The 21613-nt window shown below is 72.1% G+C and carries 15 protein-coding genes and 1 pseudogene; 6 read left to right on the plus strand and 10 right to left on the minus strand.

The window, feature by feature from the left end:
• Window positions 1-6: 6 nt before the first annotated feature.
• Together ACFWTE_RS12700 and ACFWTE_RS12705 are read right to left on the minus strand one after the other, a co-directional pair.
• Window positions 7-594, minus strand: a complete 588-nt coding sequence (locus tag ACFWTE_RS12700) for a hypothetical protein (protein WP_378779492.1) — start codon at window positions 592-594, stop codon at window positions 7-9.
• Between the two features lie 10 nt (window positions 595-604).
• Window positions 605-982, minus strand: a complete 378-nt coding sequence (locus ACFWTE_RS12705) for a hypothetical protein (protein WP_378779493.1) — start codon at window positions 980-982, stop codon at window positions 605-607.
• 237 nt (window positions 983-1219) lie between these two features.
• On the opposite strand from ACFWTE_RS12705, the gene ACFWTE_RS12710 reads away from it, so the two are divergent.
• A complete protein-coding gene (locus tag ACFWTE_RS12710) occupies window positions 1220-2203 on the plus strand; it encodes a LacI family DNA-binding transcriptional regulator (protein WP_378779494.1) in 984 nt (327 codons plus the stop codon).
• Between the two features lie 85 nt (window positions 2204-2288).
• Here the strand turns inward: ACFWTE_RS12710 and ACFWTE_RS12715 are convergent, their stop codons facing one another.
• Window positions 2289-2924, minus strand: coding sequence for a hypothetical protein (locus tag ACFWTE_RS12715; protein WP_378779495.1), 636 nt, complete (start codon window positions 2922-2924; stop codon window positions 2289-2291).
• Window positions 2925-3599: 675 nt separating this feature from the next.
• On the minus strand, window positions 3600-4088 hold the full coding sequence (locus ACFWTE_RS12720; protein ID WP_378779496.1) for an ATP-binding protein: 489 nt from the start codon (window positions 4086-4088) through the stop codon (window positions 3600-3602).
• A gap of 360 nt (window positions 4089-4448) precedes the next feature.
• Between ACFWTE_RS12720 and ACFWTE_RS12725 the strand changes: the two genes are divergently transcribed.
• Window positions 4449-5249, plus strand: coding sequence for a helix-turn-helix domain-containing protein (locus ACFWTE_RS12725; RefSeq protein WP_378779497.1), 801 nt, complete (start codon window positions 4449-4451; stop codon window positions 5247-5249).
• Window positions 5250-5311: 62 nt separating this feature from the next.
• On the plus strand, window positions 5312-5497 hold the full coding sequence (locus ACFWTE_RS12730) for a DUF397 domain-containing protein (RefSeq protein WP_378779509.1): 186 nt from the start codon (window positions 5312-5314) through the stop codon (window positions 5495-5497).
• Between the two features lie 257 nt (window positions 5498-5754).
• Here the strand turns inward: ACFWTE_RS12730 and xylA are convergent, their stop codons facing one another.
• Both xylA and ACFWTE_RS12740 read right to left on the minus strand, forming a co-directional pair.
• The gene (gene xylA, locus ACFWTE_RS12735) at window positions 5755-6912 is read right to left on the minus strand and encodes a xylose isomerase (RefSeq protein WP_378779498.1); all 1158 of its coding nucleotides are present in this window, start codon (window positions 6910-6912) and stop codon (window positions 5755-5757) included.
• Between the two features lie 201 nt (window positions 6913-7113).
• Complete coding sequence (locus ACFWTE_RS12740; RefSeq protein WP_378779510.1) at window positions 7114-9105, minus strand: beta-galactosidase; 1992 nt, start codon at window positions 9103-9105, stop codon at window positions 7114-7116.
• 265 nt (window positions 9106-9370) lie between these two features.
• On the opposite strand from ACFWTE_RS12740, the gene ACFWTE_RS12745 reads away from it, so the two are divergent.
• Window positions 9371-11749, plus strand: coding sequence for a glycoside hydrolase N-terminal domain-containing protein (locus ACFWTE_RS12745; RefSeq protein ID WP_378779499.1), 2379 nt, complete (start codon window positions 9371-9373; stop codon window positions 11747-11749).
• Between the two features lie 68 nt (window positions 11750-11817).
• Here ACFWTE_RS12745 and ACFWTE_RS12750 read toward each other — a convergent pair whose 3' ends face one another.
• On the minus strand, window positions 11818-12573 hold the full coding sequence (locus ACFWTE_RS12750; RefSeq protein ID WP_378779500.1) for a MerR family transcriptional regulator: 756 nt from the start codon (window positions 12571-12573) through the stop codon (window positions 11818-11820).
• Window positions 12574-12775: 202 nt separating this feature from the next.
• On the opposite strand from ACFWTE_RS12750, the gene ACFWTE_RS12755 reads away from it, so the two are divergent.
• Both ACFWTE_RS12755 and ACFWTE_RS12760 read left to right on the plus strand, forming a co-directional pair.
• Window positions 12776-15040 carry a DPP IV N-terminal domain-containing protein gene (locus tag ACFWTE_RS12755; protein ID WP_378779501.1) on the plus strand — a complete coding sequence of 755 codons (2265 nt, stop codon included), beginning with the start codon at window positions 12776-12778 and terminating at the stop codon, window positions 15038-15040.
• A 324-nt stretch (window positions 15041-15364) separates the two neighbouring features.
• Window positions 15365-17812, plus strand: a pseudogene (locus ACFWTE_RS12760) (WD40/YVTN/BNR-like repeat-containing protein); the annotation flags it as partial.
• 1 nt (window position 17813) lies between these two features.
• Here ACFWTE_RS12760 and ACFWTE_RS12765 read toward each other — a convergent pair.
• The 3 genes from ACFWTE_RS12765 to ACFWTE_RS12775 all read right to left on the minus strand — a co-directional run bounded on the left by ACFWTE_RS12765 (window position 17814) and on the right by ACFWTE_RS12775 (window position 21464).
• Window positions 17814-18725: a carbohydrate ABC transporter permease gene (locus tag ACFWTE_RS12765; protein ID WP_378779502.1), complete on the minus strand. Its 912-nt coding sequence runs from the start codon at window positions 18723-18725 to the stop codon at window positions 17814-17816.
• Window positions 18722-19723 (minus strand): ABC transporter permease, encoded by a 1002-nt coding sequence (locus tag ACFWTE_RS12770; protein WP_378779511.1) that lies wholly within the window; start codon window positions 19721-19723, stop codon window positions 18722-18724. Before ACFWTE_RS12770 ends, ACFWTE_RS12765 begins: the two co-directional genes overlap by 4 nt.
• 79 nt (window positions 19724-19802) lie before the next feature.
• Entirely contained in the window at window positions 19803-21464 is a 1662-nt protein-coding gene (locus ACFWTE_RS12775) for an extracellular solute-binding protein (RefSeq protein WP_378779503.1), read from the minus strand.
• Between the last annotated feature and the right edge of the window lie 149 nt (window positions 21465-21613).

Below are 21613 nucleotides of genomic sequence, written 5' to 3' on the forward strand. Positions count from 1 at the left end.
ACCGTGTCAGGCGCCGCCCCCGCCATCACCGCCTCCTCCACCGTCACCACCGCCCCAGCCACCCCAACCGGAGCCGCTGTCGCCTCCGCCGGAGCCGCCGCTGCCATGACCGCTGTTGCCGGGACCAGTGTCGTGGTCGCCGTACACCGGCTGTGAACCGTCCCCGGGCGGCGTCGTGTGACCCGCAGGGTTCGAATACCCCTGATGACCCGGATACGGGAGACGCCTCGGTGCCGCTGCTCCCGGAAAACCGGCGCTCCGGGGCGACCCCGGCGGCCTCACCTGTGCCAGGGCGGCGAGCAGGAGGACGACTGCTGCGCAGATCAGCAGCGTGTCCAGGACCGTGAGGACCATCGGCACGACGCTGTTGACCACAAGGTACTGATCGGGCGGCACACCCATGGTGACAAGTGCCAAGGGGAGGGCGGTACCGGTCGCCTGGAGGAGCGCCGCCACGAGGAACAGGACGGCGGCGGTCCGCACCGTGCCAGGGGAGCGCGGGGACCTGCGGGCACGCACGAGGGCGATGACTCCGACCGCCGCGACCGGCCCCGCGACGACCACCACGGTGAGGAGGATGCTCAGGAAGTGCACGGCGGTCTCCTCAGGATGCCTGGTGTGGTCGGGGGCCGGAACCGGGGGGAGGGGGTACCCCGGGAGAGCCTTCGGTGTCCGGGGCCCGCCTGGTCGCCGCGACCACCAGGAGGGCCAGCCCCGTCGCGAACACGAGGCCGACCACGAGGCCGACCAGGGTGTACACGAACGGCGGTGGGCCCCCGTGCCCGAAGCCGGCGAAGGCGTAGTGGCCGGCGACCCTGACGAGGCCGCCCAGGAGGGCACCGACGGCGATGAGCGAACCGGCCGCGGCAACCAGCCCTCTGCGTCCGGGCGGCGCGGCGAAGGCGAGGACCAGGACCACGAGGCCGACGACCACGAACAGGAGGACGGACAGAGTGGAGACGACGATGGGGAGGGGGGACATACCGACCACGGGAGCCTCCGAGGGGTGGGACCACGACCCTAACGAGGCATTCGCCCCTGGGCCCGGTTCTGGCTGATTCCGGCCACGGGGAGCCGGAGGTGGTCCGCGCGGCCCTCCCGCACCCGTACCGCCCCTGCCGGGGCCGGTGGCACCGTGCCATCATGTGAGGGCGTTGCGCCAGGCAGGTGCGGTGCGTAACATCTTTTCGAATCGGTTCGACAATGGACGGGACGGCACTTGCGGATCTCCGATGTGGCCAGGCACGCCGGAGTGTCTCCCAGCACGGTCTCCTACGTCCTCAGCGGCAAGCGCTCGATCTCCGAGGCCACCACGCGCCGGGTCCGGGAGAGCATCGAGGCGCTCGGATACCAGCCCCACGCGGGCGCCCGCTCGCTCGCCAGCCGCCGCAGCAACGTGATCGCCCTGGTCATCCCCCTGCGTGAGGACGTCCACGTCCCCGTCGCGATGCGCTTCGCCGTCTCGGTGGTCACCGCTGCCCGCGCCTTCGACCACGACGTCCTCCTCCTCACCCAGGGGGAGGGGCCCGACGGGCTGCGCAGGGTCGCCGGTAGCGCGATGGTGGACGGCGTGATCGTCATGGACGTGGAGGCCGACGACGCGCGCGTGCCCGTCCTGCGCTCCCTCGACCTGCCGTCGGTCCTGATCGGGGTCCCGGAGGACACCGAGGGCCTGACCTGTGTGGACCTGGACTTCGCGACGGCCGGTGCGGCGTGCGTGCACCACCTCGCGGATCTGGGGCACACCGAGGTGGCGTTCGTCGGCCAGCCCCCGTCGGTGTACGAGCGGCGCACGGGGTTCGCCGAGCGCACCGTCGCCGGGTTCGAGGAGGCGGCTGTCGCGCGCGGTGTCCGCGCCACCTCGCACCCCTGCTCACCCGACACCGTTCGCGAGGTCGCGGGCACCCTGGTCAGGGAACGCCCCGGCCTCACCGGTCTCATCGTGCACAACGAACCCTGCGTGGGACCGCTGCTCGACGTGTTCGCTGAGCACGGGCTCGCCGTACCGGCCCTGTCCGTGGTCGCGATCGGCCCCGTCCCGCCCGGCGTGCCCCCGCTCACCTCGGTGGACCTCCCCGCGGAGGAGGTCGGGGCCCGCGCCGTCGGCCTGCTCATGGACAAGATCGACGGGCCCGCTCACTCGGGGGTCACCCTGTTGGCGCCGAGGCTGACCGCGAGGGAGAGCGCCACCACCCGGCCCTGACGGGCCCGGGAGCACACGGTCGCCTGCGCCACGCCCCTGCACCTTCCTCCCCGCCCGCTTCCGTTCCCGGACCGGAGCAGGACGACTACGCGGCCACCGCCGCACGCTGTTCCCACGTCCGGACCCGGACCCGGGCCCAGGTCTGCTTGCGGCGGCGTTCCTGCTGTTCGAGCCACACGCGGACGAGGCGGGTGAGGGTGCGCCAGTCGTCGGGGGCCTTGCGGGCGGGTGCTGTGACCTGCGGGGGCGCCACGTGCAGGACGGGTGCTCCGACGTGCGCGGGGGTGGTGCTCGGAACGGGATCGGGGGCGAGGAGGTCGCCGGAGGGCGGCACGTCGCGGTGGGCCCAGCCGTACATGCGGGCGGTGGCCTCGGCCTGGATACGGTCGAGTTCGCGCTCGTGCGCGGCGTAGTAGGTCCTGACCAGGGCGAGTTCGTCGACGGGCAGCCGGTCGGGGACGGGAGCCGCGCGGGGCGTCGGGACGCGGACAAGCGCGGGTGCGGGCGAGGGGGGCACCGGTGCCGGCTCCGGAACCCGGGGCGGCGAGGTCCGCTCGGGAGCCGCGCTGATCGGCGCGGTGGCGGGTTCCGGGACGTAGCGGCGTACCCGGGCCGAACGGCGCCATCCCGCTGCGGAGGAGTGGCGTCCGCCCGGAGGGGAGAACAGGTTCAGGAGCGGTCCGAAGACGCGGTCCAGGACCTTGGCGCTAAACTGGCGCATGCTGGCAGTTCCTTTGGTTAAAGGTCGGATGTTGCTGGCCACGGCCCCGGACGGCAATCAACCGTCGCGGGGTCGCCGTATGGATGGAGGTGTGTGATCGGTGCCAGAGTAGAGCAGAATTCTGGGCGGGGGAGAGTCTTTTCGTGAAGGGGGCGAAAAAAATTTCGGCGGACCTTGTTTGCGCAGATCAGGTCGTCCGAAAAAGACGATTCTGTCCTTCCGATCCTGTCTGGACAATCCCTGATGTCTGCCTTGGCGGCCTTTGTTCAGGGGGAGGAAGGGGGGAAACGGAAGGGTGCTGCTCTTTCCAGGAACGGGGCATCCCAAACCTCCAGCCCTGGATCCGGGCGGTCCGCGCTTCCGTTCGGTCGTCGGGACGCAGGGTCGTGACGAGGAGTTCGATGCGGTGGGCATCGCGCTCCGCACCGGGGCCAGTAGTTCTTCGAGGCGGTCCGTCAGGTGGGCCGGGGCAGCGGGGGCGGGCCGGCCGGCGAGTGGAGAGAGGAGCCACTGGGGCGGCCGGGACGTCAGGGGCTGACAGGACGGATCCGGCGGCCAGGAGGCCGGGTGCGCGGTGCACCCGGGCGGGCTGGGAAGCCCCCGACCCCGGTCCGTGGTGCGGTGCGACGGCGGAACCCCCTCCGTGTCCGGGGGCGCGTCACCGCCGCACCGGTCTCAGGGGGTCTCGATCACCGCGCGGATCGTGAGTGGTCCCATCGTGGTGCCCCTCCACTCCCACTCCCAGTCCCAGTACACGGTCAGCTCCTCCACCAGGCGCAGGCCGGAGAGCGGGCCCCGTCCGGGCTCGCCCAGGCGCGGGTAGGGGATGCGCGCACCGGGCCTGGGGCCGTTGTCCGTCACCCGCAGGGCCAGCAGGAACGGGTTCTGGTCGATCACGACGTGCACGTTCCCGCCCGGTTCCCCGCTGAGCGTGTGGCGGTGGGCGTTGGACACGAGGGCGTCCGCGACCCGCGTGACGCAGTCCGCCGCAGGGCCGAGGACGGTTCCGCGTACCCACGCGCGGAGGACGGTGTGGTCCCGCTCGTGGCCGAGGACGATGCCGCTCCGGTGGCGTTCTTCGAAGCGGAGGCGGTGCGGGTACGGGACGGGTTCGGGTTCCGGGTCCGGCCCCGGAACGGATGGGGGCGCGGCGGTGGGCTGCATTCGTCTCACCTCGTGGTCTCTGTCATCCGGGTGGCTTCCTCGCCCCGGCGGGCGCCTGCGGCTCCGACCGCCGGACCGCCCTCGTGTCGGGTGGCCGCCCCTCCCGGTCCCTCGACGGACGAGGCGGCCCCACGCGGCCCCGGGTCCCTCCAGGGTCCGGGCGCGTCCTTTCGACCTGTGGTCAGGAGGCCGGGGAGCAGCCCCGTTCCGCCGTGTCGCAGCGGGCCAGGACCCCTCCCGGAGGGAACTCTTCCACTCACACCATTTGCTGGTCTACATTCATTAGGAAAGACGGTGCTTTTCGTATGCCGTGCGATGACAACCGATAATCCAGCGATATGAGCGATGAGGTGTGGAGAAGTGGATTCCGCACGCGAGCGGTTTGGTCTTCTGGTGCGGAAGTACCGCCTGCAGGCAGGTATGACGCAGCAGGAGCTGGCGCAGGCGGCCGTGATCGCGCAGAGCACGGTGAGCGAGTTGGAGCGCGGCATGAAAGGGACGCGCCGTGAGCAAGTGGTACGCATCGACAGGGCGCTTATCGCACACGACGTCCTTCTGAATTCGTGGGATACGGCCTTCTCGCCGTCTGGGATGAACACCTACTTCCGTGACGTGGCGGAGGCCGAACAGACGGCGGTGGAGATCCGTGAATACGCCTTGGGGCTGGTACCGGGCCTGTTCCAGGTGGCGGAGTACGCCCGTGCTGTCAGCCGGATCGGCTCGCCGCACGCCTCCCCGGACGCCATCGAGCAGATCGTCTCGGCGCGACTGAAGCGGCAGAAGATCCTCAGGAGACCCCATCCTCCCAGGGTGACGGTCCTCCTGGACGAGACCGTGCTGCTCCGGCGCTTCTCGGACCCCGACGTGATGCCCACCCAGATCGGCCACCTCATCGCGGAGTCGCACCGGCCCCGGGTGACCATCCAGGTTGTTCCGATGCGCACGGAAGGCCACGCCGGTCTGGGCGGCGCGTTTATGCTTAGTTCCGCCCCTGACCGTGGCGCTTTCGCCTACGTCGAGGGTCACGAAACGGGGATGTCCCTCAAGCAACCGGAGATCGTGGCCAGTTATGACCGGACCTTCGCGGAACTGAGGAGCGCCGCCCTGCCGGTTCCCGCGTCACGGTCTCTGATGGAACAGATTCGAGGCGAGAACGCATGATGGGCGAGAGTTGGAAGAAGTCCGGTCACAGCAGTGGGAACCGTGTGGAGGTACGGGTCCACGTGATGGGTGAGAGTTGGAAGAAGTCCAGCTACAGCAACGGCACCGGTGGCAACTGCGTGGAGGCGCGGGCCGACACGGCCGCGTCCCGCGTGCACCTGCGTGACACGCAGAACCGCGAACTCGGCCACCTGTCGGTGCCCGTTCGCGAGTGGGACGCCCTGCGTCTCGCGCTCCGCGGCCAGTAGCCCCCGCGCACAGTTCCGCCCCCTGCCAGGGCTGTTGGCAGGGGGCGGTCGTGTTCTGCCTGACCAGGATACCCGCAGGTCACCGCCTGCGCCGGTGACCAAAGTCCCCTCGCGGAGCGTCAGAGGACACTCGCGTCCCGTACTCGCCCACGGCCAAGCCGCTACGGGTCCCGCTCCCACGTCCCGACCGGCACCGGACGCCCCACGCCTGGGTCGCGTGTTCGGCGTGGAGGGGTCCGGGCCGGGAGGAACACGGATCAGCGGACACCGAGGAGGTGTTCCAGGGCGAGCTGGTCCAGGCGCTCGAAGTGGTAGCCGCGCTCGCCCACGTCGGCGAGGTCGATCTCCTCCGCCAGGACGTCCGCCAGGCTCTCCCCCTCGCCCAGCGTGGGCAGGGACAGCTCGGGTACGCGCGATGCCTCCAGCGCGGCCAGGACCTCCGGGTCGGCGCGGAACGCCGCCGCCTTCTCCTTGAGGATGAGGTAGTTGCGCATGCACGCCGAGGCCGACTCCCACACCCCGCTCATGTCCTCGGTCCGGGGCGGCTTGAAGTCGAAGTGCAAAGGCCCCTGGTATCCGGCACTCTCCAACAGGTCCACGAGGAAGAACGCCTCCTTCACGTCCCCCGCGCCGAACCTCAGGTCCTGGTCGTACTTCACGCCGCGCTGGCCGTTGAGGTCGATGTGGAACAGCTTCCCCGCCCACAGGGCCTGGGCCACGCCGTGCGCGAAGTTCAGCCCGGCCATCTGCTCGTGCCCGACCTCCGGGTTCACCCCCACCATCTCCGGGTGCGCCAGTTCGTTGATGAACGCCAGCGCGTGCCCGACCGTTGGCAGCAGCACGTCGCCGCGCGGCTCGTTGGGCTTGGGCTCGATGGCGAACCGCAGGTCGTAGCCCTGCTCGATGACGTATCCGCACAGGATGTCGAACGCCTCGCGCAGCCGGTCCAGGGCGGCGTGGTCGTTCTTGCCCGCCTCCGACTCGGCGCCGTCCTGGCCGCCCCAGCACACGTAGGTCCGCGCACCGAGCGACACCGCCAGGTCGATGTTGCGGATGACCTTGCGGATGGCGTACCGGCGCACGTCACGGCTGTTGGAGGTGAACCCGCCGTCCCGGAACACCGGGTGCGTGAACAGGTTCGTGGTCACCATGGGCACGGCCAGCCCGGTCTCGTCCAGGGCCGCACGGAAGCGCTTGAGGATCGCCTCCCGGTCGGAGCCCGAGCTCCCCGGGGGGATGAGGTCGTCGTCGTGGAACGTGATCCCGTGGGCGCCGAGTCCGGCGAGGGCGCGTACCGCCTCGGCCCCGTCGAGGGGCGGGCGCACGGCGTCGCCGAAGGTGTTGACCCCGCGCCAGCCCACCGTCCACAGGCCGAAGGTGAACCTGTCCGCGGGCACGGGCTGGTAGTCGCTCATGTCGTGTCTCCTGGGGTTAGGGGCCTCCGATTAGTTTGTCTAGACCGACAACTAATTGTCAACGGTGTGTCGGGCAGGTGTCGGGACAGGTGGGGGAGGGGCGCCGGCCCCGCCCGGGGCCTCGGCGTCGTGCCGTCCCGGGGACGGCGCGACGCCCCCGCCCGGGCGGGGGCGCACCGCACCGGGCCCGCCGCGGTCGGGTCAACCGGTGACCGGGTGCCCGCGCAGGACCGCGACCCCGCCTCCCGGCAGGGTCAACCCCTTGGCCGACGCACCCGACAGCAGGTCCACGGCGTCCGGCCCCAACCCCCACCGGGCCGGATCGATGTGGCGGGCCCGGTCGTCGTGGTTGGTCACGAACAGCCACGCACCGTCCGAGCCCACCCGGCGCACCACGTCCAGCCCCTCCTCCGGGAACGGCCCCGACCCCGCGGCCTCCGAGATCACCCGGCCCAGCCCCCGGTCCGACAGCCGAGCCGACACGTACCAGGCCTCACCCGCCCCGTACCGCCGCCGCGTCACCGCCGGAAACCCGTCCAGCGCGCCGCCCGCGTAGCGCGACACGGCCTCGGCCCCGGCCAGGTGGACGTGCTCGCTCCACGTCGTCACCTCCTCCCGGACCATCCCCAGGTCCATGCCGACCGACTCCCCGGGGAACAGCGGGTACATCTCCTCCACCCGCACCCCCAGCAGGTCCCGCAGCGCCCCCGGGTACCCGCCGGTCCGCACCGTCCCGGTCCGGTCGGCGAGCCCGCTCAGGTAGGTCACCACCAGGGTTCCGCCGTCCTCGGTGTACCGGGCCAACCGCTCGGCCGCCGCGTCCGACAGCAGGTACAGGGCGGGCACCACCAGCAGCGGAACCCGTGGCAGGTCCCGGTCCGGGCGCACGAAGTCCACCGTGCGACCCGACCGCCACAGCACCCGGTGCACCTGCCGCACCGACTCCAGGTAGTCCACGCTCCGGGCGGGCAGCGACGGACTCCCCAGCGCCCACCAGCACTCCGGGTCCCAGGTGACGGCGGCGTCCGCGACCACCTCCGCGTCGCGAACCTCCGCCACACGGGGTAGCAGGCTCCCCAGCTCGCACATCTCACGGAAGATCCGCGAGTCGGGACCGGCGTGCGGCACCATCCCCGAGTGCCACTGCTCCGCGCCGCCCCTGGACGCCCGCCACTGGAAGAACATCGCCCCCTGCGACCCCCGCGCCACGTGCGCCAGACTGTGCCGCACGGTCTCCCCGGGATTCTTCGGACGGGTGAGTTCACCCGTGTACGTCACGCCCGCCGCCTGCTCCATCAGCAGCCACGGCCGCCCCTTGCCCGGCACCCGGTCCGCCCACGAACGTGCCAGGTCGGCCGCGAACGCGGTCTGTTCCGCGCCGCCGGGCCCCGTCAGGTTCGGGTAGTCGTCCACGGCCACCAGGTCCAGGTGCTCCGCCCACCGCCACGGATCCACCGGCACCCAGTCGCCGAACGCCAGGTTCGTGGTCACCGGTACGTCCGGGCGCACCTCGTGCAGCACGTCGCGCTGGTCCAGGAAGTGGTCGAGCATCTCGTCGGACAGGAACCGGCGGAAGTCCAGCACGTGCGCCGGGTTCGGCAGGTACTGGGTGGCGCGCGGGGGCAGGATCTGTTCCCACTCCGAGTAGTGCTGGCTCCAGAACGACGTCGTCCACGCCTCGTTGAGCCGTCCCAGGTCGTCGTGGTGCCTGCGCAGCCAGTCGCGGAACGCCCGCGCGGTGTGGTCCGAGTGCGACCACGATCCGTACTCGTTGTGGACGTGCCACATCCGCAGCGCCGGGTGGTGCGCGTACCTCTCCGCCAGGGCGCGGGCGATCCGGGCCGAGGCCTCCCGGTAGGCCGGGGCGCACACGTCGTAGGTGTCGCGGCTGCCGTGCGTGAGCCGGGTGCCGTCCGCGGTCACCGGCATCGCGTCGGGGTACGCGAGGGTGAACCACGGCGGAGGCGACGCGGTCGGGGTGGCCAGTGCGACGCCGATCCCGGCCGCACCGAGCCGGTCCATGGTCCTGTCCAGCCACTCGAACCGGTACTCGCCCTCGCGGGGTTCGAGGAGGCCCCAGGAGAACACGCCCACCGTCACCAGGTTGACCCCGGCACGCAGCATCAGGTCGACGTCCTCCTCCTGGACCTTCTCCGGCCACTGCTCCGGGTTGTAGTCACCGCCGAACCACAGCGAGGGCGATGGTGGGACGGACGCGGGCGAGGGGGCGCGGGAGGCGGCGGGCGACGTGGCGGACGGCGGCGTCGCAGGTGTCACCGGAGGTGTGGAGGGGGGCGCCGCCGGTGGCTTCGCGGCGGACGCGGTGCGGCCCGGGGGAGACGGCGGCGAGGAGGGCATGGAGGACTCCTTCTAGGGTTGGCGCGGGCCGATTCGGTGCGTGAGCCAACAAAGTATGGCGAGACCGCACCCCGGCGACACCCCCACGCGAGGAGCCCGCATGTTCGCAGCCCGCCACGTCCGCACCCGCCACCCGGTCACGGACTGGGAGGACGCGCTGGTCACCGGCAGCGGGCGCCTGGGCGCGCTCGTGCACTCGACCGCCGACCGCATCCGCGTCACCCTCGGCCACGAGAGGCTGTTCCTGCCGGTCACGGAGGCCCTGCCCGCCCCGGAGACCTCCCGCGTCCTGCCCGAGGTCCGGCGGCTCCTGCTCCGGGGGCACTCGCGCGCCGCCGCCGAGCTCATCGCCGGGACGGCGGCCGAGGACCACCCCGGGTACGCGCAGACCCGGTGGATCGACCCGCTGGTGGGAGCGGCCGTACTGTCGTTCGCCCCGCTCCGCCCCCGCCGGGGCACGGTGGAACGCCGGTGCGACCTGGACACGGGCGTGGTCACCGAGGACCTGCCGGGCGGTGTGGCGCACCGCGTCCTCGCCTCCCGTCCCGACGACGCCGTGGCCGTCGAGATCACCGCGGACGGGGACGGGCGCGGCGTCGGCGGCAGTACCGGTGAGGGCGGTGGTGGCCTGGACGGGCTGCTGCGTCTCACCCTCCTGGAGGAGAGCCCGCCGGTCCCCCTGTCGGTGGAGGCCGAGACCGCGCCGGGGCTCATGGCGCTGCGCGTCACCTTCCCCGAACGCCCGCCCGGAACCCTGCCGGGGTACACGGTGACCTGCCACGTCAGCGCCGAGGGCGGAAGCGTCCGCGTCGCGGCGGACGGACTGGAGCTGCGGGGCCTCACCCGGCTCCGCCTCCTCGCACGCGTCCACGTGTCCGCGTCCCGTGCTGCCTCCGTCTCCGAACCCCCCGCCCGCACCGCGGGCCCCGCCTCCGCCGCTCCCGCCCCGGTCGTGGACTTCGACGGGATGCTCGCCCGCCACCGGGACGTGCACGGCGAGCTGATGGCCAGGTTCCGGCTCCGGCTCGGGGGACCCGTTTCCCCGGCCGCCTCCACCGCCCCGGGTGCCCCGGGGAGCAACGACCCCGCCCCGCTCGGCGAGTACCTGCTGTCGGCCGGGCCCACCCCCGACCTGGTCACCCGGCTGGTCGACGCCGGCCGGTACGCCGTCATCTCCAGCTGCGGCGACCTCCCGCCCACCCTCCAAGGGGTGTGGAGCGGCACCTACGACCCGCCCTGGCGATCGGGGTACACCTTCGACGGCAACCTCCCCTCCGCCGTCGCCGCCCTCCACACCACCGGCACACCGGAACTGATGACCGGCCTGTTCGACCTCCTCGACGGCATGGCGGGCGACCTCGCGGAGAACGCCCGCCGCCTCCACGGCTGCCGGGGCGTGCTGCTGCCCGCGCACGCCTCCACCTCCGGACGGCACAACCACTTCGGCCCCGAGTGGTGCCTCACCTGCTGGACCGCGGGCGCCGCGTGGATGTCCCGCCTCTACTGGGACCACTACTCCCACACCCGCGACCGCGCCTTCCTGCGCGACCGGGCCCTGCCCTTCCTCGTCGCCGCAGGGGAGTTCTACGAGGACTTCCTCACCGCCGACGGCTTCGTCCCCTCCTACTCCCCGGAGAACACCCCCGGCGACGGTGACGGGCAGGCCGCCGCCAACGCCACCATGGACGTCGCCGCCGTCCGCGACCTGGTCCGCAACCTCGTCCGGTCCCACCACGCCCTCGGCGTTCCCGGAGCCCGCCGCTGGGTGGAACTCGGGGCCCGCCTCCCCGGCTACCGGGTCGCCAGGGGCGGCGAACTCGCCGAGTGGGCCGGACCGGCCGGCCCCGTCGAGCAGACCGAGAACCACGCCCACCGCCACGCCTCCCACCTCTACCCCCTCTGGTACGAGGCCGATCCCGCGTTCTCCTCACCCCGTCTGCGCACGGCGGCGGTCCGCGCGGTCCGCGCCCGGCTCGGGTGGTGGCGCGGCCAGGAGTCCGACGAGATGGCCTTCGGCCTGGCCCAGTTGGGACTGGCCGCGGCCGGCCTCGGGCTGGCCGAGGAGGCGCACGAGGCCCTCGGGCTGCTCGCCACCCGCTACTGGCGGCCCACACTGGTGCCCACCCACAACCGGGGGTCCCTGTTCAACGTGGACATCGGCGGCGGCTTCCCGGCGGTCGTCGCGGCGATGCTCGCCCGGTCCGGCGAAGGCCGTCTGGACCTGCTGCCCGCCCTGCCCGGTGAGTGGCGCTCCGGGCGGGTCGACGGGTTGCGGGCGCGCGGCGGAATCATCGTCGACTCCCTCGCCTGGGAGGACGGCGAGGCACACGCCGCACTGCGCTCGGTGGAACCCCGCACCACCGTGGTCGGCTTCCCCGACGGAACCCGGCGCACGGTCAGCCTCGGACCGGACCGGGTGGCCGGGGTCGCCTTCCGGACGGGGAGCGCCCGCGACCCCGCAGCCCCCTTCCCGGGCTGACCCGGGCCCTCCCGCCGCGGGGTGTCGGGGCGGCCCGGGGAGGCGGTGTACCGGACGGAGCCGCCGGCTCAGCCCGCGTCGGGGTCGGCGAACCTGTCGCGGACGTCCGCGAGGACGCGGCGCTGCGCCTCGTTCAGGAGGTCGTGCCAGTGGTCCTCGAACAGGAAGGTCGCGGTGCCGAGGTCGAGCGGGGGCTCCGTCGCCGCGAGCCGGCGGACGAGGGGGGTCATCGCCGCGACGACCTCCTCGGCGAGGGCGTCGGTCTCCTCGTGGCCGCTGTCGGGGAGGAGCCGGTCGAAGCGCTCGGTGAGCGACGAGACGGAGCGGCGCAGCTCCGGTGTGCTGCTCTCCTCGTAGACCCGGGTGACGCCCGCCAGGCCCGCTTCGCCGATGACGTGGGCGAGGAGGATCGACTGCTCGTGCTCGATCCTCCGGATGGCGGGGAACCTGTCCGCCGTCCCCGAGGCTCTGATGAACCGCGCGAGCGCGGGGGAGAGGTCGGGGGCGGCCTGCTCCGCCCGGAGTTCGGCGATCATCCGGCGCCGTCCGGCGATGCGGTCCATCTCGGCGGCGAGCTCGTCGTCGAGCTCGGAGAGGACCGCGCCGGCGTCACCGCCGTCACGGAGCAGTCCGGGCATCCGCTCCAGGGCGATCCCGAGGGCGGCGAGCCGCCTGATCCGGAGCACCCGGACCAGGTGGTGGACGTCGTAGCGCCGGTAGCCGTTGGCCTCCCGGGGAGGTTCGTCGAGGAGGCCGATGTGGTGGTAGTGCCGGAGGGCGCGGACGGTCACCCCGGCGAGCGACGCGAGTTCACCGCTGTTCACAGCTGCTGTCTCTTCCGGCCGGTTCCAGGACGCGCACCGCACGGACACGGGGGACGGTGAGGGCGGCGGTCACACCACGACACTACCTCCGGGCGGAATCCGGGGGGACGCCGCCGGGGCGCCCCGGCCCGCTTGACCCCGACGCGGCGTCAGGCTTTTCCATGGAGGCATGCACCCCACCCGATCCCGAGGAGGGACCTCCGTGTCCACACCGCTGTCCGAACGCTACGCCGTCGCCGAGGGACTGCTGCCCGACGTCTGGAGCTCGCTGGTCACGGGGGGCCGGGTGGTCCCGCGGTGGATCGGCGGCGGCCCCGACTTCTGGTGCGCCCTGGACTCGGGGGCGGGCTCGCGGTACGTCCGCGTCGACGGCCTGACCGGCCGGGTCTTCCCGGCCTTCGACCACGACGCGGTCGCCGCCGGCCTGTCGGAGGCGCTCGCGACCCCGCTGGAGCCCGGTGGCCTGCCGGTCTCCGACCTGGTCTTCGGGGCGGACGGGGTCCGCATCTGCGCCGGGCCGGTCGAGCTCGCCTACGACGGGGCCACCGCGACCTGCACCGCGATCGCCGGGGAGGGGGCGGCGATGGACGAGTCGCCCTCCCCCGACGGAAAGCTCATCGCGTTCGTGCGCGACCACGACCTGTGGCTGCGGGAGCGGAACACCGGAGAGGAGCGCAGGCTCACCACCGACGGCGGGCCCGACCACTCCTACGCCACACCGCCCGACATCACCGCGTTCCGGCACGTGCTCGAACCGCTCGGCATCCGCACCCCGCCGCTGCTGGCCTGGTCCGCGGACTCCACCCGCATCGCCACGCACCGGATCGACCAGCGCCGGGTGGAGCGGATGCACCTGACACAGGCACGCCCTCCCGGCGGCGGCCGGCCCGTGCTGCACTCCTACCGCTACGCCATGGTCGGTGACGAGCACGTCCCGACCGCCCTGATGGTGGCGGTCGACGTCGCCGCAGGCACCCTCACCACCGCCGACTGCGGTCCGCAGGTGGCCGGGTACCTCTCCGAGTTCCAGTCCGGCCACGCCTGGTGGGGCCACCGGGACGAGGAATTGTTCTGGACCACCGGAGACCGCGGGAACCGGGCCCTCACCCTGTGGGCGATGGACCCCGGAACCGGCCGCACCCGCACCGTCCACCGGGAGGAGGGCGAATCGCCGGTCCAGTCGCACCCCGTCTTCGGAACCCGCCCCAACATCCGCGTCCTGCCCAACGGAGACGTCGTCCGGTGGTCCGACCGCTCCGGCTGGGGGCACCTCCACCTCGTCGGCGCCGACGGCTCCGACCGTGCGCTGACCTCGGGGGAGTGGCTCGTGGTCGACCTCGTCTCCGCCGACCCGGAGTACGCCTACTTCACCGCGACGGGCCGTGACGCCGCGGCCGATCCCTATGCCCGCGCCTTCTGCCGTGTGGACCTGGCCACCGGCCGCGTGGACACCCTCCTGGAGGACGGCCGCGACCACGAGGTCACGGCCTCCCCCGACGGCAGGTGCTTCGTCGACGTCGTCTCCTGGATCGACGAGCCCGCCCGCACCCTGCTCCTGGACCGCGACGGGAACACCACCGCGACACTGGACACCGCCGACGCCTCCGCCCTGGTCGAGGCCGGGTTCGAGCCTCCCGAGCGGTTCACCGTGAAGGCCGCGGACGGGGTGACCGACCTCTGGGGCCTGCTCTACCGGCCCCACGGCCTCGACCCGGACCGCAAGTACCCGGTCCTCGACGAGACCTACCCCGGCCCCCAGACCAGCGTGGTCAGCGTCCGCTACCCCCGCTCCTGCGGCCCCGCCCACGACCACGCGGTGTCCATGGCGGCACTGGGGTTCGCCGTGGTCGTCGTCGACACCCGCGGCACCCCCCGCAGGAGCAAGGCGTTCCAGACGGCGACCCGCGGGGAGGGCGACACGGTCGGCCTCGACGACCACGTCGCCGTGATCACCCAGCTCGGGCAGCTCCACCCCTGGATGGACCTCGACCGGGTCGGCATCTACGGCCACTCGGGCGGGGGATACGAGTCGGCCAGGGCCCTGATGCTGCACCCGGAGTTCTTCAAGGCGGCGGTCTCCAGCGCCGGCGGCCACGACGCCCTCGTCTACCACGCGGCCTGGGGGGAGACCTACGTGGCCGACCCCGGCGACGACCTGTACGCCGCGCACGCCACCGAGGCCCACGCGGGCAACCTCGTCGGCAAGCTGCTGCTCGTCCACGGCGAGCTCGACGACAACGTCACGCCCCACGTCACGATGCGCCTCGTCGACGCGCTCATCGACGCGGACAGGGACTTCGACCTGCTGATCGTCCCCAACGCCGACCACTCGCTGCTGGCGAGGCAGCGCTACTGGTGGCGGCGGCGCTGGGACTACTTCGTCCGGCACCTCATGGGGGAGACCCCACCGGAGTACGCGCTCACCCCGAGGCCCGTCGACGCCGCGACGGTGGCGGACATGGCGTAGCGGGACGGTTCCGCCCGCCGCGTGGGAGGCCCGCCCCGGCACGGCGGAGGAGCCGCCGCCGGGAGCGGGGCCCTCCGGCGCGGTCGGCGGCCGGTCGGAGGGCGGGGCCCGCGGGCCCTCCGACCGCGTGTGCGCAGGACCGGCGGGGCGGGAGGGGAAGAGCGCGAAGGTGGCGCCGCGCCACAGTCGAAGCGCTTCGAAATTAGTGTCCCAATACCCCTTGCCGCCACTTAGTCGCCTCATCAGACTAATCATGAATTCGCGCCTGCCCCCGGGTTCCGGATTTACCGGCGGCGGACGTGTCCCCCACCGAGGAGCCCGCCCATGCCTCCGCACCCGCCCGGCCCCGCCGGATCCCCCGAACCCCCCGAACTCTCCGAACTCTCCGCCCGGTCACGGCGGTTCCTGGCCGCCACCGCCGCGACGGTGTTCGCCGCGACGGCCGTCGCTGCCGCCGGGACCACCGCCGACGCCGCCCCCGCCGAACCGTCCCCCGCACCGGACGCGTACACGTGGGACAACGCCCAGATCGCCGGCGGCGGGTTCGTGCCCGGCATCGTCTTCAGCGAGACCGAACCCGGCCTGGCCTACGCCCGCACCGACATCGGCGGCGCCTACCGCTGGGACACCGCCACCGAGCGCTGGGACCCCCTGCTCGACTGGGTGGGCTGGGACGACTGGGGCTGGACGGGTGTGGTGAGCATCGCCACCGACCCGGTCGACCCCGACCGCGTCTACGCCGCCGCGGGCACCTACACCAACGACTGGGACCCGAACAACGGGGCCATCCTGCGCTCCGACGACCGGGGTGAGACCTGGGAGGCCACCGAGCTGCCGTTCAAGCTCGGCGGCAACATGCCCGGACGCGGCCTGGGTGAACGCCTCGCCGTGGACCCCAACGACAACAGCATCGTGTACTTCGGGGCGCGGGGCGGCCACGGGCTGTAGCGCAGCACCGACTCCGGTGAGACCTGGGCCGAGGTGGAGGAGTTCCCCAACCCCGGCGACTACGTCCAGGACCCCGGCGACGACACGGGGATGATGAGCGACATCACCGGCGTCACCTGGGTGGCCCTCGACCCCTCCAGCGGCACCCCCGGCGAACCCACCCAGGACGTCTACGCGGGCGTCGGCGACCTCGACGACCCCCTCTACAGGAGCCAGGACGGCGGTCTGACCTGGGAACCCGTTCCCGGGGCGCCCACCGGGTTCCTGCCCGCGCACGCGGTCGTGGACCACGAGGGCGGCCAGCTCTACCTCGCCACCACCAGCACCCCCGGCCCCTACGACGGCGACTCCGGCGACGTGTGGCGGCTCGACACCGCCAGCGGCGAGTGGACGCGCATCAGTCCCGTGCCCTCCGACTCCGCGGACAACTACTTCGGCTACGGCGGACTCACCCTCGACCGCCAGGACCCGGACACGCTGATGGTCGCCACCCAGATCTCCTGGTGGCCGGACATCCAGATCTACCGCAGCACCGACCGGGGCCAGACCTGGACGCAGGCCTGGGAGTACAGCTCCTACCCCGAGCGCGAGACCCGCTACGACATGGACATCTCCACGGCGCCCTGGCTCGACTGGGGCGGCACCGGCACACCCCCCGAGACCCAGCCCAAGCTCGGCTGGATGACCCAGGCCATGGCCATCGACCCGTTCGACTCCGACAGGTTCATGTACGGCACCGGCGCCACCGTCTACGGCAGCGACAACCTCACCAACTGGGACACCGACACCACCTTCGACATCGGGGTGAGGGCCCACGGCATCGAGGAGACCGCCGTCAACGACCTGATCAGCCCGCCCGAGGGCGCGCCCCTCCACTCGGCGATGCTCGACCTCGGCGGCTTCACCCACGAGGACCTGGACACCGTCCCCGACCGCATGTTCCACGAGCCCCACTGGGGGGCCGGGACCAGCCTCGACTTCGCCGAGCTGGCGCCCGCCACCCTCGCGCGGGTCGGCGGGGGAGCGGACGACGCCGCCATCGGGCTGTCCACCAACGGCGGTGACAGCTGGTGGGCCGGGCAGGAACCCGCCGGGGTGACCGGCGGCGGCACCGTCGCGGTCGGCGCCGACGGCGCCGCGATCGTGTGGAGCCCGGACGGCACAGGGGTGCACGTGTCCACCACCACCGGGTCGTCGTGGACGGCGTCCACCGGGGTCCCCCAGGGGGCCAGGGTCGAGGCCGACAGGGTGGACCCGGACGTCTTCTACGCCGTCTCGGGAGGGACCTTCTACACCAGCACGGACGGCGGGGCCGGCTTCACGGCGGGCTTCGACGGTCTGCCCGCCGAGGGCAACATCCGCTTCGGCGCGGTACCCGGCCACACCGGGGACGTGTGGGTCGCCGGGGGAACCGGGGACGACTACGGGATGTGGCGCACCACCGACGCGGGCGCGTCCTTCGAGCGCGTCGAGGCGGTGGACGAGGGCGACGCGGTCGGCTTCGGCGCCCCCGCGCCGGGCTCCGACTACCCGGCGGTCTACACCAGTTCGCGGATCGACGGTGTGCGGGGGATCTTCCGCTCCGACGACGCGGGCGGGTCCTGGGTCCGGATCAACGACGACCAGCACCAGTGGGGCTGGACCGGCGCCGTGGTGACCGGTGACCCGAACGTCTACGGCCGGGTCTACATCGGCACCAACGGTCGGGGCATCGTCTACGGGGATCCGGCCTAGGAGGGGGACGCGGGGGCCGGGGAACGCGTTCCGGCACCCGCTCCCGGCGGCCCGCCCGGCCCGCCCGGTCCGGGCGGGCCGCCGGTCCCGCCTATCCCTTGACCGCGCCGATGATGACGCCCTTCGTGAAGTGCTTCTGCACCAGGGGGTAGATGAAGGTGACCGGCACCAGGGCCACCACGACGATGGCCATCTGGATGGCCAGGTTGGGCGCCGACGCCGTCCCCTGGGCCGCGTCGCCGATCACCGAACTCGAACTGAGCTGCTGCCCCTGCTGGACGTACTGCCGCAGCACCAGCTGCAACGGCCACTTGGCGTTGTCGTTGATGTAGAGGATCGCGTTGAAGAAGGCGTTCCAGTAGCCCACCGCGTAGAACAGCCCGACGACCGCGGTGACCCCCTTCGACATCGGCAGGACCAGCCGGGTCAGGATGGTCCACTCGTTGGCGCCGTCCACCCGGGCGCTGTCGGCGATCTCCCCCGGCAGGTTCATGAAGAACGCCCGCATCACCACCAGGTTGAACGCGTTGACCGCCGTCGGCAGGATCAGCGACCAGTAGCTGTCGATCAGGCCCAGGTCGCTGACCAGCAGGTACAGCGGAATCATGCCGGGTGCGAACAGGAACGTCAGCAGGACCGCGAACAGCAGCGGCCGGTGCCACAACGAACCCGGCTGGGACAGTCCGTACGCGGCCAGGACCGTGGCGGCCAGGCTGACGGCCGTGCCGACCGCCGTCACCCCCAGGCTGACCAGCACGGCCCGGGTCACCACGCCGCCGCCGAACAGGTCGGCGTAGGCCTGGAGGGAGAAGCCCTGCGGCACCAGGACGAGGCCGCCCGCGCTGTTGACCGCGGAGGCGGGGGACACGCTGGTCAGGATCACGACGTAGAGGGGGAGGACGATGACGGCCGCGATCGCCGCCAGCATGGTGTTCTTCGCTGTGCGGACGGGGAGGCTCGGGCGTTCCGCCCACACGGGGCGGTCCTTGAACAGTGTGCTCATGCGCGTCGGTAGATTCCGTTTTCGCCCATCTTGTGGGCCAGCTTGTTGGCCAGCAGGATCAGGACCAGGCCGACGACGCCCTTCACCAGGCCCGCGACCGCTCCCGCACCGAAGTTCCCCGTGACCAGGGTCTGGTGGTAGATGAAGGTGTCCAGTACCTCGGAGACCTGGGCTCCGAAGGCGTCCCGTTGCAGGTAGAACTGCTCGAACCCGACGTTGAGGATGTCGCCGATCTTCAGGATCAGCAGCAGGACGATGACGGGCCGCAGGCCGGGCAGGGTGATGTGCCACATGCGCTGCCAGCGGTTGGCGCCGTCCACGGCCGCCGACTCGTAGAGGTTCTGGTTGATGGCCGCCAGCGCGGCGAGGAAGATGATCGTCCCCCACCCGGCGTCCTTCCAGATCATCTGGGAGGTGACCACGAACAGGAACGCGTCGGGGTTGCTCATGATCTCCAGCGGCGCGTACCCGTTCTGCCGCAACATCTGGGAGAACAGCCCGGCCCCGCCCAGGATCTGCTGGAACAGGGTGACGACCAGGACCCAGGAGAAGAAGTGCGGCATGTAGACGATGCTCTGGAGGAGCAGCCGCAGCCTCGGGGTCATGACGCTGTCCAGCAGGATCGCCAGGGCGATCGGGACCGGGAAGAAGAACACCAGTTGGACGGCGGCGATGACCAGGGTGTTGCCCGCCGCGCTCCAGAAACGCTGGTCGGTGAACAACCGCTCGAACTGGGCGAAACCCACCCAGGGGCTGCCCAGGACCCCGTCCCAGGGGTTGTACTCCTGGAAGGCGATGACGTTGCCGAGGGTCGGCGCGTAGTGGAAGACCGCCAGCAGGCCGAGCGCCGGGGCCGTCATCAGCAGCAGTTGCCAGTCCCGGCGCAGCCGGGAGCGCAGCGGGGCGCGGGACGGGCGCCGGACGTCGGGGACGGTCCGTGGCCGGGCCCGGCCCCCGCGTCTGCGGGACGCGGGGGCCGGGCGCGGTGCGTGCGGGATCCGGCCCGCGCCGAGCCCGGCCCCGGACCCTTGCGGGGGTCCGGAACCGGAGGCGCCGCCGACGGGTGCGTCGGTCCGCTCAGTCACGGCCGTGCTCCTGGAGGACCTCCATGTAGAACTCCCGGCCCTCGTCGCCGCCGTCGCGCCGCCAGTCCGCGAGGGCCTGGTCCAGTTGGCCGAGCTCCTCGCGCCCGCGGATGATGTCCTCGACCCTGTCGGTCATGGGTGTCTCCGCGCCGGAGAAGCGCTCGGGGCGCTGGATACGGATGCCCGCGAACGGGTCGTCCTCGCTGAACTGGGTGGCGTGGTTGAACCAGGTCGTCTTCCACTCGACGAAGTCCGGGTACTGGCTCTCGGTGATCGCCTGGGGGCGCCCGCTCAGGAAGTAGTAGCCGTCGTTGACCTCGCTGTTGCCCAGGTCGGTCAGCTGGGGCGCGCCCTGGTCGGAGCGCTCGTGGTGGACCCCCTCCTCGCCGTACCGGTAGTCCATGTACTCCCGGGTGCCGAACGGCGCCGCGCAGAAGTCGAGGACGCCGAGGATCTCCTCCACCTGCTCGGGCTCCATCCCCTTGCGCACGAACACGGACTGCGCGGAGGGGTCCCCGCTGTGCATGACGGGGTCCCGTCCGGAGTCGCCGAACACCGGCATCAGGTCCAGGCGGAAGTCGGGGTTGTCGCCGAGCATCGCCGCGTACGCCTCATGCCAGGCGCCGATGCCGTCCTGGTTGAAGACGATCTGGCCGGAGTTGAGCAGCTCCTTGGAGTTGTCCGCCTTGGCGACGACGTCGGGGTGGACGAGCCCGGCGTCGAACAGCCTGCGCATGTACTCGACGCTCGCCCGCCACTCCTCCGTCTCGAACATGTGGGTGAGCTCGCCGTTCTGGTAGCGCCACTGCTTGGGGGCGCCGAACACCTGGCGGATGCTGAGGTTGAAGTCGCCGAACGCCCACCGGTTGCCGTCCGGGTCGTTGATCTCCTCGCCGATCGCGAACAGGTCGTCCGGGCTGGTGGGCGGCTCCAGGCCGTACTCCTCCAGGAGGTCGCGCCGGTACAGGACCCAGTTGCTGAACGGTTCGGACGGCCAGGGCACGCCCTGGAGCTGCCCGTTGAAGACGTTCCAGCGCCAGGCGTCACTGTCCAGGTTGGCCAGCAGGGGGTAGGCGGCGGCCGCGTCGCCGGCCAGGTGCGGGGTCAGGTCCTCGAAGAGTTCGCCCACGGCCCGGTTGAACTGGGGGATCAGGTTGATGACCCAGTCGGGGAACATCGTGATGTCGGCGACGTCGCGCCCGGCGATCACCGCGTTCATCTTGTCGATGATCGTGTTGCCGTCCTGGAAGTTGAACCTGACCGTGGAGCCCAGCCGCTCGTTGACGTAGTCGAAGAACGAGTTGTTGCCCAGACCCGGCGGGATCGGGCCCCACATGGGGGTCATCGCCGTGTACTCGCCGCCGCGTCCCCGCGGCTCGGACACCGCTTGGAGGAACGTGTCGGGGTAGGACGTGAACCCGGAGGGCGCGCCGTGCAGCCCCTCGATGTCGGGGGTGACGCCCTCGAAGGGGACGTACGTGGGGATCAGGTCGTCCAGCGAGGTGGCGGCGGAGGCGGAGCCGCCGCCACCGCTGCCCGGGTCCGACGAGCAGCCGGAGAGCGCGCCCGCCGAGAGGGCGGCGGCGGTGGAGGCTCCCATCAGGCCGAGGAAGCGCCGACGGCCGGGCATGGGTAGCAGGGGGGTGGGGGGCATAGCGTCGTTCCTTCGGTCGAACAGGCCGAAGCCCGGGGGGGTAGGAAACGAAGGGCCATTTTGCTATGAATTAGTTGGCCGTTTAGACAAACAAATTACTGCACTGTGATGTAGCACACAAGGTCCCTTCGATGTCGGAGTCGAAGCGG

Origin of the sequence: Nocardiopsis sp. NPDC058631 (genome assembly GCF_042716955.1) — a bacterium.
Taxonomy (GTDB): Bacteria; Actinomycetota; Actinomycetes; order Streptosporangiales; family Streptosporangiaceae; genus Nocardiopsis.